Raw genomic sequence first — 17,701 nt, 5'->3', positions numbered from 1 at the left:
GCTTGTCCCGCGTTTCCGATTTGTGAAATATGGGCGGCGGCCCTGGCGCGTCGCGCGGCGCCGTGCCACCATGGCGAGCGGGGGCACCTCACCACGAGGGGGGCGTGAGGTGCCCCCTTCTCATGTCCGGCGAGAGCCGCGCTCGGCACGGCCGGGTGCCGCGGGCCTCAGCCCCAGCCGTTCCCGCCGTCGAGACGGAGCCTGAGGGCCTCGGTGAGGGGCAGGGACTCGCCGTCGCGGCCGCCACGCCCCAGCTCGAGCGGGGGATCCGACGGGGCGAGCATCGCGCCCCGCAGGCGCTCCTTGAGGCCGCCAGGCGTCGACAGGATGTAGAAGCGACCCTCCGTGTCCACGCCGACGGACCGGTCGCGCTTGAGATACCAGCCCCGCACCTGCGTGCGGACGCGCGCGGAGCCGCTGTACGTGCGCGCGGTGAGAGTCTCGGGCTCGACGCCCGCCGCCGCCGCGTCCCGCGCGAACGCCGCCAGCAGCACGGACGCCTCGCGCGCCTCCGCCCGCCGGCGTGCGTCGAGCGCGTCCGCGAGACGCTGGTGGTCGTCGCGCGAGGCCACGTCAGGCCTCGCTGCGCTCGGCCTCGTGCTCCGCCTGGAGGCGGCTCGCGCGGGCCAGGTTGCCCACCGGGTCGGAGGACAGCAGGCCGCGGAGGTCGTCGAGGTAGGTGGTGATGGACTCCCGCTGGCGGTTGAGCTCGTCGACCTCGCGCGCGGCCATGGTGCGCTCGCGCTCGGCGTCGCTCACGGCCTCGGAGATGATCGCCTCGGCGTGCTCGCGCGCCTCCGAGACGATCTCGTCGGCGTTGTTGCGCGCGTTGGTGAGGAGCGTCTGGGAGTGCACCTCGGCCTCGCGGCGCACGGACTCCGCGCGCTCGAGGGTCGCGCTGAGACGGTCCTCCGCCTCGGCGGTCCGGCGCTTGGCGTCCGCGACCATCGCGGCGGTCTCGGCGGTGGCCTCCTCGTGGCGGCGCGTGAGCTCGCGCTCGGACTGCTCGCGCTTGGTCACCACCTCGAGCTCGAGGTCCTCGCGGGTGCGCCGCGCGTCCTCGTGCGCGGCCTCCGCCTCGGCCTGGGCCTCCTCGCGCATGCGGGTCGACTCGACGGTCGCGGTCTCGACCAGGCGCTTCGCCTCCGCCTTCGCGTTGGCGAGGGCGTCCTTGGAGTCGCGGTCGGACGCCGCGCGAAGGTCCGACGCCTGCTGCTGGGCGCGGGCGAGGGCCGACTCGGCCTCGCGGGTGAGGCGCGTCGCCTCCGCGTCCGCGGTCGAGCGCAGCTCCGCGAGCTCGGCGTTGACGGTCGCGCGCAGGTCCGCGGTCTCGGACTCGGCGCCCTGGCGCATCTGGAGCGCCTCGGTGGTGGCGGCGCCGCGCACCGCGGTCGCCTCCTCCTCGGAGGCGCGGCGCAGCTCGCCCGCCTGACGGCGCGCGTCCTTGAGGAGGGCCTCGGCCTCGGCGTGCACCGTCTCGGCGGCGGCGTGGGCGGCCTGGCGCTGATCCGCGACCTCGGCGTCCACCGTGTCACGCAGGTCCGTGACCTCCTGGTCGGCCGTCTCGCGCACCTGCGTGGCGTACGAGTCGGCGTCGCGGCGCTGCTGCGCTGCGTACGCGTCGGCGTCGCGGCGCTGCTGCGCTGCGTACGCGTCCGCGGCACGGTGCTGCTCGGCGGCGTAGGCCTCGGCGGTCTGGCGCTCCTTGGTCGCGTACGCATCGGCGACGCGGCGGGTCTCGCCCGCGTAGCCGTCGGCCTCGCGGCGCGTGTCGGCGTCGTAGAGGTCGGCGTCCTGCCGCTGCGACGCGACCAGCTCCTCGTGCTCGCGTCGCTGCTGCGCGAGGTCGGCGTCCGTGGCCTCGCGCTGCTCGGCATCCCAGACGGCCGTGGCGGCGCGCAGCGCGGCCACCTCGGCGTCGGCGGTGCGGCGCTCGTCCGCGGCCCACGCCTCGGTCTCGTCGCGCAGGGCGGCGACCTCGGCCTCGGCCTGCTTGCGCAGCGCGCTCGCGTACGCGTCGGCGTCCTCGCGCAGCGCGGCGACCTCGGCCTCGACGCGCTTGCGCAAGGCGCCGGCGTAGCTGTCCGCGTCCTCGCGCTGCGTCGCGGCGTAGGACTCCGCCTCGCGGCGCAGGTCGACGGCCCACGCCTCGGCCTCCTCGCGGTGCGCGGCCGCGTAGGACTCGGCGTCGCGACGCTCGTTGGCGGCCCACGCCTCGGTGGCCTCGCGCAGGGCGGTGACCGTCGCATCGGTCTCGCGCCTCTCGGCGGTCGCCCACGCCTCGGTCTCCTTGCGCAGGGTCGCGGCGAACGCCTCGGCGTCACGTCGCTCCGTCGCGGACCAGGCCTCGGTCTCCTGACGCAGGTGCGCGACCCACGCCTCGGTCTCCTGACGCAGCTCGGCGGCGTAGGCGTCGGCGCTGTCGCGCGCCTCGGTCGCCTCCGCCTGCGCCGCGGTGCGCTGCGCGGCGGTCTCGCGCGCCGCGACGGCGCGCAGCTCGGCGACGTCCTGGTCGGCCGCGTGCCGCAGCTGGGCGACGTCCTGCTCGGCGGTGTGGCGCACGTCCGCGACATACGCGTCCGCCTCGCGGCGCTGCTGGCCCGTCTCGCGCTCCGCGAGGGCGCGCAGCTGGGCGGCCTCCTCGGCGGCGATCCGGCGCGCCTCCGCGGCATCGTGCTCGGCGGCGTCGCGCGCCTCCTGCGCCTCCTCCGTCGCCTCCGCGAGGGCCGCCGCCGCGTCGTTGCGCATGGTGGCCGCGTCGCTCTCGGCGGAGATGCGCATGTCCGAGGCCTCGGCCTCCGCGACGGCGCGCAGGTTCGCGGCCTCGCGCTCGGCCTCCGCGATCGAGTGGCCTGCGGCGGCCTCCGCCGCCTTGCGAGTCGCCGAGGCCTCCTCGCGGGACTCGGCGACGATGCGCGCGGCGTCCGCCTTGAGGCGCTCGGTGGCGACCCGGGTCGCCTCGGTCAGCTCGTCGGCCTCGGTGTGGGAGGCGGCCAGGAACGCGGCGGCCTCGTCACGCAGCCGGCTCGACTCCTGGTGGGCGTGCGCGAGCTTCTGCTCGGAGTCGGCGCGTGCGGCGTCGACCAGGTCCGCGGCCTCGCGCTGGCTGGTGACGCGCAGCTCCGTGGCCTCACGCTCCACGGAGGCACGGAGCGTGTGGGCCTCGCGCTCGCCGGTGGCGCGTGCCTCGGCGGCCTCGGCCTCGGCGGCGGAGCGGACGCGATCCGCGTCGCGCTGGGCGCGCTCGATCGCCTCACCCGCCTGACGCTCGGCGGCCTCCCGGAGACCCGCGGCGGCATGCTCGGCCTGCGTCTTGATCTCATCGGCCTCGCGGCGGCTCTGGGCGAGGATCTCCGCGACCTCGTTGTCCGCGCGGGCACGCAGCTGCTGCGCGGCGACGTTGGCGCGGGCGACGGTGTCCTGGGCGTGCGTGTTGGCCCGCGCGATCACGTCGGAGGACTGCTCCTCCGCGGAACGCAGGAGCTGCTCGACGCGCGCACCGAGCCCCTTGTACGTGGGCTGCTCCGCCTCACGCAGCGACTTCTGCGCCTCGTCGAGGGACGACCGCGTCTGCTGGGCCTCGCGACGCGCCTGCTCGACCGCGCTCGTCTGCTCGCGGACCGCGTCCTCCAGGCGAGCGATGTGGGCGGCGACCGCCTCGCGGTCATAGCCGCGCATCGCAAGCGGGAACGGCAGGTTCTCTTCGGCCATGACTCTCCTCGGTCGCGCGGCAACGCCGTCGCGGGTCTCGCATTCGACCCTCAGGGTAGTGCCCGTGCGGGGCGCGGAACAAAGTCGCCGGAAGCGGGGTTCGGGGCATGTCTCGTAGAGTGAACAACGAGACGAACGGAGAATCACGTGACTTTGCGCACCACCGCGCTCATCGCGGGGGCGCTCGGGCTGCTCCTTCTCATCGGAGGCCTGATCGCCGATGCCATGCGCCCGGCGGCCTTCGGGACGCCCAGCGCCGCTGTCGCCACCCCCGTGCTGATCATCGGACCCGAGATGGTGGCCATGGCCCCCGGCGGCACCCTGACGGTCGAGGGCGACGGCGAGATCGTCGTGTACGCCGGCCGCACGTCCGACGCCGAGGAGTGGGCCGCCTCCCGCGACGCCACCCGGGTGACGGGCGTCCCCACCTGGGAGGAGCTCTCGACCGAGCCCTTCGACGGCGCGGCCGCCTCGCCCGAGCCCACCGCCTCGGGATCCGCCGACCCGTCCGCGGACGCGTCCGCGACCGCCGGGACGGAGTCCGCGGAGCCCTCCGCGACGCCGTCCGCATCGGCGTCGCCCGACGCCACCGCATCGTCCACCGCCGAGATCGCCGACATCTGGCGCGCCTCGTGGGAGGGCGACGGCACGCTGACGCTCGACGCCGACGACATCTCGACTGACTACCTGGGCCTCACCCTCGTCGCCGAGTCGGCGGACGGCTCGCCGCTCACCGGCGTGTCGATGAAGATCGATCGGGTCGTCAACGACGGCTGGGTGACCCCGCTCAAGTGGTGGGGAGGCGTGCTCGCCGTCGTGGGCCTGATCGCTCTGGTGTCGCTGCTGGTCGATCACCGCGGTGCGGGCTCCAAGGTCGAGACCGCCGTCGCCAGCCGCAAGCCGGCCGCGCCCGCCACGCCCGGCGGGCGGCGCGAGCGCCGCGAGGCGATGACCGCCTCGGGCGGCATCCCCATCGTGGACGGCGAGATCGACCCCGTCACCGGCGAGGTCCCGGTGCAGGAGGACGATGCGCCGGCCGGCCCCGACGACGACCCCACCGACGAGCGAGAGGAGCGAGCATGAGGAGGCAGGCCGCAGTCGCCGGCGCCGCGCTCGCCGGGATCGCGCTGCTCGCCGGCTGCACGCCGGCGGTGCCCGAGCCCGTCGCGGCGCCCGCCGCGCAGGAGACGTCCGCGATCACGCAGACGCAGATCGACCGGATCGTGCCCGCCACGTTCGCGGAGCTGAAGGCCGCGGACAAGGCCAAGGACGCGTCGCTCCTGGGCGAGCGCGTCCAGGGCACCGCGGTGACCGTGCGCGGCGTCCAGTACCAGCTCGCGAAGGCGGGTGACAAGTCCGCGATCGAGGAGCTCCCCGCCCAGCAGCAGGCCGTGTACGTGAGCGCCGAGGGCGTGTTCCCTCGCATCATGGTCGGCGTGACTGAGGCGCCCGAGGACGCGACGCCCGTGGTGCTCCTGTGGGAGCAGACCGGCATCGACGCGGACTACGCGCTGGTCGACTGGGCGCACATGGTGCCCGGCGCGACGCTGCCCGCGATGCCGGGGCCCGCGGTCGGGTCGAACCAGCTGCCGCTCGACTCGGACGCGGTGGACCCCACGCCCGAGGCGGTGGTCTCCAGCTACGTCACGCTGCTGCGCAAGGGCCCCAAGAGCGACGTCGCCGACGAGTTCGCCGCCGACACGTACCGCGCGCGCCTGTTCGCGGCGCGCAAGGTGCTCACGGCCGCGGCGAAGAAGGGTGACGGCGACTACGTCGACACCATCCAGCCGCAGCTCGAGGACACGTTCGCGATGGCGACCGCCGACGGGGGAGCGCTGGTGTTCGCGCCTCTCGTGGTCCGGTCCTCGCTGCGCGTCAAGGGCGGCGCGACCGTGTCGATCTCCGACGCGGACAAGACGCTGGTCAAGGGCAAGCTCAAGGACCGCGTCACCCACACGTATCGCGACCTGGTGGTCATCCACATCCCGGCGAACGGCGAGGGCAAGCCCGCCGTCGTCGCCGCCGACCACCACCTGATCAAGGTCGCGGCGCAGTAGCCGCGGCGAGACGAGGAGACTCATGACCGACACCCCCGCAGCCCTCCGCGGCGCCGTGGACCTGGGCGCGCTCGCCGCGCGGTCCCGCCGCGCCGAGTCCGGGCTCGCCACCATCGACGAGGCCGCGTTCCAGGAGCTCGCGCAGCAGTCGATGCAGCGGCCCGTGGTGATCGCGTTCGTCTCCGCGGCGTCGCCGCAGAGCGAGGAGCTCGCGCGCACCATCGAGGAGGTCGCGGCGTCCGCGGGCGTCAACGCGGCCGCGTGCGACGTCGATGCGCAGCCCGCGATCGCGCAGGCGTTCCAGATCCGCGCGGTGCCCGCAGCGGTGGCGCTCATCGGCGGCCGCCCCGCCCCGCTGTTCCAGGGCGCCGCGTCGCGCGAGCAGATCGTCGAGGTGATGGGACAGGTGGTCGAGGCCGCACGGCAGATGGGCGCGGCCGAGGGCCTGGCGCCCGCCGGTGCGGGCGAGGAGGCCCCCGAGCCGCCGCTGCCTCCCCTGCACCAGGCGGCGCATGACGCGATCGACCGAGGCGACCTCGACGCTGCCGAGGCGGCGTTCGACCAGGCGCTGCGCGAGAACCCCAAGGACCACGAGGCGCGCGCCGGCCGCGCGCAGGTGCGCCTCATGGCGCGCTCGCGGACGGCGGACCTCGCGGCCGTGCGCCGCGCCGCGGCCGACGCCCCCGCCGACGTCGACGCGCAGCTCGCGGTCGCGGACATGGACGTGCTGGGCGGGCAGCTGGACGATGCGTTCGGCCGGCTGATCGAGCTGGTGCGCGCGACCGCGGGCGACGAGCGGGATCGCGTGCGCGCGCGCCTGCTCGAGCTGCTCGAGGTGGTCGACCCCGCGGATCCGCGCGTGCTGCGCGCGCGTCAGGCGCTGGCCTCGGCGCTGTACTGATCCCTCCCGCGGGCGCCTCTCCACACACCCAGCGCCTGGTGAGCGGTCACACGATGCAACTCTGCACACATCGCCCCTGGTGGAGTGTGCAGAGTTGCATCTCTTGTGTGGAGAGCCGCACGGGCGGCCGGGCCGGCTACGCAGACGGGCGCAGGATCACCGCTCCCATGGGCGGGACGCGGATCTCCGCGACGGCGGGGAAGCCGTGCATCGCCCTCTCCGCCGCGACCACGTGGCCCAGGTTGCCCACGCCGGAGCCGCCGTAGACCTCGGAGTCGGTGTTGAACACCTCGTCCCAGCCGCCCGCCTCGGGCAGCGGCAGCGCATACCTCTCGTGGGGGACGCCCGCGAAGTTCACGACGACCGCGACGGGACGCCCCGCATCGTCCATCCTCAGGAAGGCGAGCGTGTTGCGGCGCGTGTCGTCGGCATCGATCCACCGGAAGCCGGCCGGGTCGGAGTCGCGCTCGAACAGCGGCGGCGTGTCGCGGTAGAGGCGGTTGAGGTCGCCGAGCATGCGGCGCACGCCGTCGTGCAGGCGGTCCTCGAGGTGCCACCAGTCGAGCGACCGGCCCTCCGACCACTCGGCGTACTGGCCGAACTCGCAGCCCATGAACAGCAGCGTCTTGCCCGGGTGTGTCCACTGGTAGGCCAGCAGCGCGCGTAGCTGCGCCATCTTCTGCCAGTGGTCGCCGGGGAAGCGGTCCACCAGCGAACCCTTGCCGTGCACCACCTCGTCGTGCGACAGCGGCAGCATGTAGTGCTCCGAGAACGCGTACATCAGCGAGAACGTCACGGTGTGGTGGTGGTACGAGCGGTGCACGGGCTCCTCGCCCATGTAGCGCAGCGTGTCGTTCATCCAGCCCATGTTCCACTTGAGCCCGAAGCCCAGGCCGCCGCCGCTGGTGGGCGCGGTCACGCCCGGCCACGCGGTGGACTCCTCGGCGATCATCACGATGCCGGGCGCGTTGCGGTACGCGGTGGCGTTGGCCTCCTGGAGGAACGCGATCGCGTCGAGGTTCTCGCGGCCGCCGTGGACGTTGGGGCGCCACTGGCCGGCCTCGCGCGAGTAGTCGAGGTAGAGCATCGACGCGACGGCGTCGACGCGCAGGCCGTCCGCGTGGAACTCCTGCAGCCAGTAGACGGCGTTCGCGACCAGGAAGTTGCGCACCTCCGCGCGGCCGAAGTCGAAGATGAACGTGCCCCAGTCGGGCTGCTCGCCGCGCAGCGGGTCCGGGTGCTCGTACAGCGGGGTGCCGTCGAAGCGGCCCAGCGCCCACTCGTCCTTGGGGAAGTGGCCGGGCACCCAGTCGAGGAGGACGCCGATCCCGGCCTGGTGAAGCGTGTCGATGAGGTACCTCAGCTCGTCGGGGGAGCCGAACCGCGCGGTCGGGGCGTAGTAGCCCGACACCTGGTAGCCCCACGACCCGCCGAACGGGTGCTCCATCACCGGCAGGAACTCCACGTGCGTGAAGCCCAGCTCCGACACGTACTCCGTGAGCTGCTGCGCGAGCTCGACGTAGCCGAGCCCCTGGCGCCACGAGCCCAGGTGGACCTCGTACACGCTCATGGCGCTGCGGTGAGGCTGGGACGATGCGCGGTGGGCCAGCCAGTCGCCGTCGCCCCAGTCGTAGGACGACTCCTCGACCACCGAGGCCGTCGCGGGCGGCAGCTCCGTGCGGCGCGCCATCGGGTCCGCCTTCTGGCGCCAGTGGCCGTTCTTGTCGAGGATCTCGAACTTGTACGCGGTGCCCGCGGCGACGCCCGGGATGAACAGCTCCCAGATGCCCGAGGCGCCGAGCGTGCGCATGGCGTGGGCCGCGCCCTGCCAGTGGTTGAAGTCGCCGACCACCCGCACGGCACGGGCGTTGGGCGCCCACACCGCGAAGTCGGTGCCCACGACCTCGCCGAGCACCGAGTCGAGACGCTTGACGTTCGCGCCCAGCACGGTCCACAGGCGCTCGTGGCGGCCCTCGCGGATGAGGTGGAGGTCGAGCTCGCCCAGCAGCGGCAGGAACCGGTACGGGTCGTCGGTCACGGTGGTCGAGTCGCCGTAGGTGGCGTGCACGCGGTAGTCGGGGATCTCGGTGCCGGGAAGCTCCGCGAGCCACACGCCGTGGTGCGTGTGCTCCGCGGGGAAGCGCCCCTCCAGGGTCTCGATCTCGACGGCGTCCGCGAGCGGGCGGAGCGCACGGATCACCACCACCCCGTCCTCGGGGTGCGGGCCCAGCACCGCATGGGGATCGTGGTGCGTGCCGCGGGCGATGTCGGCGAGCACGGCGGGATCGAATCGGCGGGGCATCAGGACCTTCCCTCGAGGTGAGCCTGGCGGCGGGCGGAGATGGACGTCATGCGGGCCTCACCACGGCGACGTGGATCAGCGAGACGGCCGGGTCGAGCCGGACGTAGAAGTCCCTGCCCCACGTGTAGGTGGCGCCGCCCACGACGTCGTCGACCAGGAGCCGTGCGTCGTCGGCGAGGCCGATCGCGGCGAGGTCGAGCGTCACCACTCCGGACTGCACGTGATGCGGGTCGAAGCTCGCGACCACGATCACGGTGTCCGCCCTGCCCGTGGGCGACTCCGCCGCCGGCACGTGGCGCGAGAAGCACAGCAGCTCGGGGTTGGTGGTGGGGTGGACGCGGAGGCCGCGCAGCCGCCGCAGCGCGGGGTGCTTGGCGCGGGTCGCGTTGAGCGTGGTGAGCAGGCTCGTGATGCCGTACCTGTCGGCGTCCGACCAGTCGCGCGCCTTGAACTCGTACTTCTCGTTGTCGATCTGCTCCTCGACGCCCGGCCGGGGCACGTTCTCCACGAACTCGTAGCCCGTGTAGATGCCGTACGACGGGGCGCCCGTCGCGGCGAGCGCGGCGCGCATCCGGTACAGCGCGGGCCCGCCGTGCTGCATGTCCGGGGTGAGGATGTCGTGCGTCGTGGGCCAGAAGTTGGGGCGCATGTAGAACGACGAGTCGCCCGAGACCTCCTCGAGGTACTCGCCCATCTCCTCGGCGTTCTGGCGCCACGTGAAGTACGTGTAGCTCTGGTGGAAGCCGATCTTCGCGAGCGTGTGCATCATCGCGGGCCGGGTGAAGGCCTCGGACAGGAAGATCACCTCGGGGTGGCGCTCCGCGATGTCCCGCAGCAGCCGCTCCCAGAAGGTCAGCGGCTTGGTGTGCGGGTTGTCGACGCGGAACAGCGTGACGCCCGCGTCGATCCACACCTGGAGCATGTCGCGGATCGCGTGGTAGATGCCCTCGGGGTCGTTGTCGAAGTTCAGCGGGTAGATGTCCTGGTACTTCTTGGGAGGGTTCTCCGCGTACGCGATGGTGCCGTCGAGCCGCTGCGTGAACCACTCGGGGTGCTCCGTCACCCACGGGTGGTCGGGGGAGCACTGGAGCGCCACGTCGAGCGCCACCTCCATCCCCAGCCCCCGTGCCGCCTTGACGAAGGCCCGGAACGATCGCATCGTCCCCAGGTCCGGGTGGATCGCGTCGTGCCCGCCCTCCGCCGCGCCGATCGCGTACGGGCTGCCCGGGTCGCCCGGCTCCGCCTTGAGCGAGTTGTTGCGGCCCTTGCGGTGCGTGAGGCCGATCGGGTGGATGGGCGTGAGGTAGACCACGTCGAAGCCCATGTCCGCGATCGCGGGCAGGCGCTTGGCCGCCGTCGCGAAGGTGCCGGAGTGCCACTCGCCCGTGCGCTTGCTGAAGCGCGCGCCCTCGGACCGCGGGAAGATCTCGTACCACGCGGATACCAGCGCCTTCTCGCGCTGGATGAGCAGCGGGTACTCGCGGGAGGAGCTCACGTCGTCGCGCAGCGGCGCCGCGGTGAGGGCCGCCTTGAGCTCGGGGGACGATGCGGGGGCGAGGCGGGCCTCGGGGGCCAGGGCCCCGTCGCGCAGGGAAGCGATCGCGGACTCGAGCAGCGCCTTGCGGGCGGGCGTGTGCCGCACCTCGGTGAGCGCGCGGGTGAGGACGGCGACGCCCTCGTCGAGCATGAGCTGGACGTCGACGCCCGCGTGGATCTTGACCTCCGCGGCGTGGAGCCACGTGGCGAAGGGGTTGGACCAGGCCTCGACGCGGAAGTGATGGAGGCCCTCGTGGCGGGGGATGAAGGCCGCCCGGTAGTGGCTGTTGCCCCAGTCGTCGAGAGGCATCGGCAGGCGCTCGTGGCGGCCGTCCGGCCGGGTGATGACCACGGTGGCGCCCTCGGCGTCGTGACCCTCGCGGAAGATGGTGGCCGTGATGGGGACCGCCTCGCCCACGACCGCGCGGGCCGGCCACCGGCCCTCCTCGAGCGAGGGCTCCACCCCCACGACGGGGATGCGACCGATGGACGTCTCAGGGGAGCGGGCCATGTCCCGAACCTACTCGTAAAGAGGGGTGTCGCGCACCAGGCGGGGTACCGCGCGCCGCGGACCGCGCCCACCCGGGACCGCCGGATTCTTGCGTCCCGGTCGAGACGATGTATGGTGTGTCTCGCGGTCGATGTAACCGCTTGCATCCAAGGGAGGTTGTGCGCGGTCACAGTTCGATAACGACGTCTGCTGTGCGGGGGACGTCGCGCGGGTCGATTTGGAGATGTGCTCCTCGCCGGGGTACAACTGTGAACGGTCCCAGTACGGGCGGCCATCGTGGTCCGCCGCAGTTTTGCAAGGCTCCTCCGGGGGCCGGAGGAGTGTCATGACGGCAGCAGCCAGCTGGCCCAGCGTCGAGGGTCTCGCCTACGGAGGCGACTACAACCCCGAGCAGTGGCCGCGCGAGACGTGGGACGAGGACGTGCGCCTGATGCGCGAGTCCGGCGTCACGCTCGTGTCCGTCGGCATCTTCTCCTGGGCGATGCTCGAGCCCAAGGAGGGCCTCTACGACTTCGCGTGGATGGACGACCTCCTCGACCTGCTTCACGCGAACGGCATCGCCGCGGACCTCGGCACCCCGTCGGTGTCGCCGCCCGCCTGGTTCTTCCACCAGTACCCCGAGGCGCGCGTCACGGACAAGAACGGCACCGTGATGGGCTTCGGCTCGCGCGGCATGGCCTCGCACGCCGCACCCGAGTACCGCGAGGCGATCGCACGCATGGCGGGCGAGCTCGCGCAGCGCTACGGCTCGCACCCGGCCGTGGTGATGTGGCACGTCCACAACGAGTACGGCGTCCCCGTCGCCGAGGACTTCGGCCCGCGCGCCGTCGCGTCCTGGCGCCGCTGGCTGCAGTCCCGCTACGGCACCCTCGAGGGGCTCAACGCCGCCTGGGGCACCGCGTTCTGGGGGCAGCGCTACGACGACTGGGAGCACGTGGTCGCCCCGGCCGCGACGCCCACCATCGCGAACCCCGCGATGAAGCTCGACTGGGCGCGGTTCACCGACGACCAGCTGCGCGAGTGCTTCGTGATCGAGCGCGACGCGATCCGCGCACGCGCCTCGCAGCCCATCACCACCAACTTCATGGCCCACCAGTCGTGGAACACCGACCTGTGGAAGTGGGCCGAGCTGGTCGACGTCGTGTCCGACGACCACTACCTGTGGTCGCCCGACCCCGACGCGCACGTGGGCCTCGCGCTGTCCGCCGACCTCACGCGCTCCGTCGCGGGCGGCAAGCCGTGGATCCTCATGGAGCACTCCACCTCCGCCGTGAACTGGCAGGGCCGCAACATCGCGAAGCGCCCGGGGGAGATGCGCCGCAACGCGCTCACCCACCTGGGCCGCGGCGCGGACGCGATCATGTTCTTCCAGTGGCGCGCCTCCCGCTCCGGCGCGGAGAAGTTCCACTCGGCGATGCTGCCGCACGCCGGCACCGGCTCGCGCCTGTGGCGCGAGGTGGTCGAGCTCGGCGGCCACCTGGGCGACCTGGCCCCGGTCAAGGGCTCCGTGGTCGAGGCCGACGTCGCGGTGCTCTACGACTGGGAGTCGCTGTGGGCGCAGGACCTCGAGTGGCGTCCGTCCGACGACGTCCAGTTCCGCGAGCGCATGCGCACCTTCTACGAGCGCCTGTGGCGCGACGACGTCGCGGTCGACTTCGCGCACCCCGAGCAGGACCTGTCCCGCTACAAGCTCGTGGTGGCGCCGGCGTCCTACCTGCTCACCGCATCGTCCGCCGCGAACCTCACGCGCTACGTGGAGGCGGGCGGCACGCTGCTCGTCAACTTCTTCTCCGCGATCGTCGACGAGAACGACGCGGTGCACGAGGGCGGCTTCGTCGCCCCGCTGCGGGACGCGCTCGGCCTCACGGTCGAGGAGTTCCTGCCGCTGCGCGAGGGTGACGCGGCGGCCGTCCGATGGACGCGTGGAGGCGCGGACCTCGAGCTCCCGAGCGACGTGTGGCAGGACCACATCGCGCTCGCGGGCGCCGAGGTGGTCGCCGAGAACGCGACCGGGCCAGGCGCGGGCCTGCCCGCGATCACCCGCAACGAGCACGGGAAGGGCGTGGGCTGGTACATCGGCACGCGCCTGGACGTGGACGCGCTGAAGACCGTGTTCGACGCGGTCTACGCCGACGCCGGCGTCGAGGCCTCGGGCAACCCCGAGACCCTCGAGGTCGTGACGCGGCACGGCGCTGCTGAGGACTTCGTCGTCGCCGTCAACCACGGCACCGACGCAGCTCGACTCCCCGTGGCAGGCATCGACCTGCTCACGGGTGTCGAGACCGATGGCGAGCTCGAGGTGCCGGGAGGCGGCGTCGCCGTCGTCCGCACCTCGCGAACGTCCGGAGGTGCAGCGGTCTGACCCGCGGTGACGGACCGGGCTGCGCCGGTCCCGAACCCAGACCACGACAACAGCTGAGGACCCACGGCTCCCGCCGTGAGCCGTGATTCGGCAGCCAACAGTCGCAGAGACGCGATCTCGCCAGAGGCGCGCAATGTGGCCCCACTCTGGAAGGAACAACCATGCGTAACACGATCGGAAAGGTCGCCGTCCTGGCCACCTCCGTCGCCCTCCTCGCCGCGTGCTCGTCGGGCACCACCGAGGAGACCAGCAGCACCGAGCCGTCGGCCGCGGCGTCCGAGACCTCCTCGGCCGTCGACGCGACCGGCCTGACCCTGACGATCTGGACGGACGAGAACCGCCAGCCCGCCATCGAGGCCGCCGCGGCGACCTTCGAGGAGGAGACCGGCGCGACCGTCGAGCTCGTCCAGAAGAACTTCGAGGACATCCGTGCGGACTTCCTCGCCCAGGTCCCCACCGGCGAGGGCCCGGACATCACCATCGGCGCGCACGACTGGCTGGGCGCGCTCGTCGAGGCCGGCGTGGTCAACACGGTCGACCTCGGTGCGAGCGCCTCGAGCTTCTCGCAGGTCGCCGTCGACGCGATGACCTACGACGGCCAGGTCTACGGCCTGCCGTACTCCACCGAGGCCGTCGCCCTCATCCAGAACACCGACCTGGTCGGCACCGAGGCGCCCGCCACGTGGGACGACATGATCGCCGCGGGCGAGGAGTCCGGCGCGGAGCGCGCGTTCTGCATCAACGTCAACGGCGAGACCGGTGACGGCTACACCATGTACCCGTTCCAGACCTCGTTCGGCGCCCCCGTGTTCGTCCAGGAGGGTGGCTCGTACACGTCGGAGGTCGGCATGGGCGGCGAGGCCGGCGAGGCCTTCGCGACCTGGCTGTCGGAGAACGGCGAGAAGGGCGCGGGCCACCTCTCGACCACGGTCGACTACGCGACCAACAACACGCTGTTCAACAAGGGCAAGTGCGCGTACACCGTCGCGGGCCCGTGGGCGCTGGGCGACTACGCCGACGTCAACTTCACCGTGAACCCGGTCCCGAGCGCCGGTGGCGAGGCCGCCGCGCCGTTCGTGGGCGTCCAGGGCTTCTACGTGTCGTCGCAGTCGGAGAACGCGCTCCTCGCGAACGAGTTCCTCACCAACTACATCGCCACCACCGACGCGATGCAGGCGCTCTACGACGCCGACCCGCGCCTCCCCGCGTTCGAGGGCGTCGACACCTCGTCGGCGCAGTTCCCGGACGCGATCGCGGGCTTCCAGGCCTCGGCCGAGCAGGGCGTCCCGATGCCCTCCATCCCCGAGATGGGCTCGGTGTGGGACTTCTGGAACGCCGCCGAGGCCAAGATCATCAAGGGTGCCGACCCGGTCAAGACCTGGGACAAGATGATCACCGACCTGACCGCGTCCCTCGAGGGCTGAGAAGGTCATCCGTGACGGGGCGGGGCGCCGCAGGCGTCCCGCCCCTCACCGGCGGATCCCTCAGGGATCCGCGGAGCTGATGGGAACGGGAGAGCAGATGTCGATCGACACCGCCGAGAAGGCGCCGGCACCCCAGAGGGACTCGCTCGCGCGAGGCCTCACCGGGTTGGGCTGGGGCTTCATCGTGAAGCTGCTGCTCATGATGATCGTCAACGCCCTGGGCGTGGCGGGCATCATGGCGGCCTGGAACGCGGAGGCGTGGGTCATCCTCGGCGCCTCGGCCATCTTCCTGGTGGCCGCCGACTGGGTGTACTTCTCGCGGCGCGCGCTGCCGCTCAAGTACATCTACCCCGGGCTCATCTTCCTGCTGGTCTTCCAGGTGTTCGCGATGGGCTACACCGCCTACGTCGCGACCACCAACTACGGGGCCGGCCACCAGGGCACCATGGAGCAGGCCGTCGACGCGGCGCTCATCCAGTCCGAGCGCGAGGTCGAGGGATCCGCGAGCTACCCGCTCGCCGTGGTCCGCGACGGCGACACCCTCGGCTTCGCGATCAGCGAGGACGGCGTGGTCGAGGTCGGCACCGCCGAGGAGCCGCTCACCGCGGTGGACGGCTCCGTCGACGAGTCCGGCCGGCCCACCGAGGTCGCCGGCTGGGAGATCGTCGATCGGGGAGCGCTGCTGTCCGACCAGGAGCTGGCGCAGCAGGTCACCGACCTCCGCGTCCCCGTCTCCGACAACGCCGATGACGGCTCCCTGCGCACCCGCGAGGGCTCCACGGCCAAGGTCTTCCGTTCCTCCATGGAGTGGGATGCCGATGCGCGGACCCTCACCGACGTCGACTCGGGCGTGGTCTACTCCGCGAACGAGTACGGCACGTTCGTCGGCGACGACGGCAGCACCCTCCCGGCCGGCTGGTACGTCAACGTGGGCTTCGAGAACTTCACGCGCGCCGTCACCGACGCCGACTACCGCGAACCCCTCATCCGCGTCACGCTGTGGACGTTCGCGTTCGCGTTCCTCACGGTCGCCACCAGCTTCCTGCTGGGACTCCTCTTCGCGCTCGTCTTCAACGACGAGCGGGTCCGCGGCCGCAAGGTGCTGCGCACGCTGTTCATCCTGCCGTACGCGTTCCCCGCGTTCCTCACCGCGTTGCTGTGGCGCGGCATGCTCAACCCCGAGTTCGGCATCATCAACAAGTGGTTCTTCTTCGGCGCGGACATCAACTGGCTGGGCGACCCGTGGCTGGCGAAGTTCTCCATCCTGTTCGTGAACCTGTGGCTGAGCTTCCCGTACTGGTTCCTCGTCTGCACCGGAGCGCTCCAGTCGCTGTCCTCCGAGACCATGGAGGCCGCGCAGATCGACGGCGCGGGCCGGTGGCGCCAGTTCCGCTCCATCACGTTCCCGCTGCTGCTCGTGTCGACCGCGCCCCTCGCGATCGCGTCGTTCGCGTTCAACTTCAACAACTTCACGATCATCTACATGCTCACCAACGGTGGGCCACGGTTCGACGACACGAGCGTGCCGTTGGGCGCGACCGACATCCTCATCACCGCGATCTACCAGATCTCCGGTGTCGCGGGCGGTCGAGCCGACTACGGCCTCGCGGCCGCGCTCTCGATCGTCGTGTTCGTGGTGGTCGGCATCGTCTCCGCGATCGCCTTCCGCCAGACCAAGAAGCTGGAGGAGTTCTGATGACCGCCCAGGCACCCGCCGCCAGCAAGGCGTCCCGTCGTAGGCCCACCCGTCGCTCGCGGTGGTGGGCCGAGGTGGGCTGGAAGTACCCGTTCGCGGCGCTCATCATCTTCTACGCCGCGTTCCCCCTGGTGTTCGTGCTGTCCGCATCGCTCGATGAGAGCGGCAGCCTGTCCGGCACCGAGACGCTGTTCAGTTCCTTCAGCCTCGCCAACTACCAGGCGCTCAACGACACCCTGTTCTGGACGTGGGTGGGCAACACCCTCGTGATCGGCATTGCCGCGGCGGTGGGCGCGGTGCTCATGGGCGCCGCGGCCGCGTACGCGTTCTCGCGCTTCCGCTTCAAGGGTCGCCGCGGCTCGCTCACCGGCCTGCTCATCCTGCAGATGTTCCCGCAGACCATCGCGTTCGTCGCGATCTTCCTGCTGCTCATCTCGCTCGGCGAGGTGGTGCCGGCGCTCGGCATCGACTCGAAGATCGCGCTGATCTGCGTCTACCTGGGCACCGCGCTCGGGGCGAACACGTTCCTCATGTACGGCTTCTTCAACTCCATCCCGATGGAGATGGACGAGGCGGCCAAGATCGACGGCGCGAGCCACGCGCAGATCTTCTGGGGCATGATCATCCCCCTGGTGCGCCCCGTGCTCGCCGTGGTGGGCCTGCTCGCGTTCGTTTCCGCGTTCGGCGACTTCATCCTGGCCCGCATCGTGCTCGTGTCGAACGACAACTGGACGCTCGCGGTCGGCATGTACCAGTGGGTGTCCGACCAGCTGACCGCGCGCTGGGGCATCTTCTCCGCGGGCACCGTCATCGCGGCGATCCCGGTGCTGGTGCTGTTCCTGGCGTTGCAGCGCTACATCGTGGGCGGCCTCACCGCGGGCTCCGTCAAGGGCTGACCGCACCTTCTCGAGGAACGGGGTCCGGGATGGCGTGAGCCGCCCGGGCCCCGTTTCCGCGTGCCCGCCCGCGCGGAGACAGGCTGCAGGTCGGGCTCAGGGCGCCCGCCGGATGCCTCGGCGATCGATACTGCATACGGGTCGATCGACCCCGCATGCAGGGCTCCCGGGTGGTCCGTCCTGCATGCAGGACCGGGATGCCGGGTGGCCCCGGTTCGCCCGGGTCGGCACGGGCAGTGCCGCGCCGGGGGACGATGCGGCGGTCGCCCGACCCGTGCATCGTCCCCCGCATGTGGGACCGGTCA

At 72.2% G+C, this 17,701-nt stretch carries 11 protein-coding genes; 7 read left to right on the top strand and 4 right to left on the bottom strand.

Annotation, left to right across the window (positions count from 1 at the left end; all coding sequences use genetic code 11):
• Positions 1-167: 167 nt before the first annotated feature.
• Both AOM01_RS07625 and AOM01_RS07620 read right to left on the bottom strand, forming a co-directional pair.
• On the bottom strand, positions 168-572 hold the full coding sequence (locus AOM01_RS07625) for a hypothetical protein (RefSeq protein ID WP_062291384.1): 405 nt from the start codon (positions 570-572) through the stop codon (positions 168-170).
• 1 nt (position 573) lies between these two features.
• The gene (locus AOM01_RS07620) at positions 574-3,711 is read right to left on the bottom strand and encodes a hypothetical protein (protein ID WP_062291381.1); all 3,138 of its coding nucleotides are present in this window, start codon (positions 3,709-3,711) and stop codon (positions 574-576) included.
• Positions 3,712-3,858: 147 nt separating this feature from the next.
• On the opposite strand from AOM01_RS07620, the gene AOM01_RS07615 reads away from it, so the two are divergent.
• From AOM01_RS07615 to AOM01_RS07605, 3 genes are read left to right on the top strand one after another with little or no spacing between them, the layout of a single operon-like run.
• On the top strand, positions 3,859-4,794 hold the full coding sequence (locus AOM01_RS07615) for a hypothetical protein (RefSeq protein WP_156155891.1): 936 nt from the start codon (positions 3,859-3,861) through the stop codon (positions 4,792-4,794).
• Positions 4,791-5,768, top strand: coding sequence for a DUF8094 domain-containing protein (locus AOM01_RS07610; protein WP_062291375.1), 978 nt, complete (start codon positions 4,791-4,793; stop codon positions 5,766-5,768). Before AOM01_RS07615 ends, AOM01_RS07610 begins: the two co-directional genes overlap by 4 nt.
• Before the next feature lie 22 nt (positions 5,769-5,790).
• Positions 5,791-6,669, top strand: a complete 879-nt coding sequence (locus AOM01_RS07605) for a co-chaperone YbbN (RefSeq protein ID WP_062291373.1) — start codon at positions 5,791-5,793, stop codon at positions 6,667-6,669.
• A 136-nt stretch (positions 6,670-6,805) separates the two neighbouring features.
• On the opposite strand, the gene glgB is transcribed toward AOM01_RS07605, so the two are convergent.
• A complete protein-coding gene (gene glgB / locus AOM01_RS07600) occupies positions 6,806-8,971 on the bottom strand; it encodes a 1,4-alpha-glucan branching protein GlgB (RefSeq protein ID WP_062291370.1) in 2,166 nt (721 codons plus the stop codon).
• A 46-nt stretch (positions 8,972-9,017) separates the two neighbouring features.
• Positions 9,018-11,018 carry an alpha-1,4-glucan--maltose-1-phosphate maltosyltransferase gene (locus AOM01_RS07595; RefSeq protein WP_062291366.1) on the bottom strand — a complete coding sequence of 667 codons (2,001 nt, stop codon included), beginning with the start codon at positions 11,016-11,018 and terminating at the stop codon, positions 9,018-9,020.
• Between the two features lie 325 nt (positions 11,019-11,343).
• On the opposite strand from AOM01_RS07595, the gene AOM01_RS07590 reads away from it, so the two are divergent.
• From AOM01_RS07590 to AOM01_RS07575, 4 genes are all read left to right on the top strand, one after another.
• Entirely contained in the window at positions 11,344-13,380 is a 2,037-nt protein-coding gene (locus AOM01_RS07590) for a beta-galactosidase (protein ID WP_062291364.1), read from the top strand.
• A gap of 161 nt (positions 13,381-13,541) precedes the next feature.
• The gene (locus tag AOM01_RS07585; protein WP_062291361.1) at positions 13,542-14,804 is read left to right on the top strand and encodes a sugar ABC transporter substrate-binding protein; all 1,263 of its coding nucleotides are present in this window, start codon (positions 13,542-13,544) and stop codon (positions 14,802-14,804) included.
• 97 nt (positions 14,805-14,901) lie between these two features.
• Positions 14,902-16,500, top strand: a complete 1,599-nt coding sequence (locus tag AOM01_RS07580) for an ABC transporter permease subunit (protein ID WP_062291358.1) — start codon at positions 14,902-14,904, stop codon at positions 16,498-16,500.
• Positions 16,500-17,396: a sugar ABC transporter permease gene (locus AOM01_RS07575; protein ID WP_062291355.1), complete on the top strand. Its 897-nt coding sequence runs from the start codon at positions 16,500-16,502 to the stop codon at positions 17,394-17,396. Before AOM01_RS07580 ends, AOM01_RS07575 begins: the two co-directional genes overlap by 1 nt.
• The last annotated feature ends 305 nt before the right edge of the window (positions 17,397-17,701 follow it).

The sequence above is a fragment of the Demequina phytophila genome (assembly GCF_000971135.1).
Lineage (GTDB): Bacteria > Actinomycetota > Actinomycetes > Actinomycetales > Demequinaceae > Demequina > Demequina phytophila.
The sequence above is the reverse complement of the archived record's forward strand: the minus strand, read 5'-3'. Positions and strand labels throughout refer to the sequence as shown.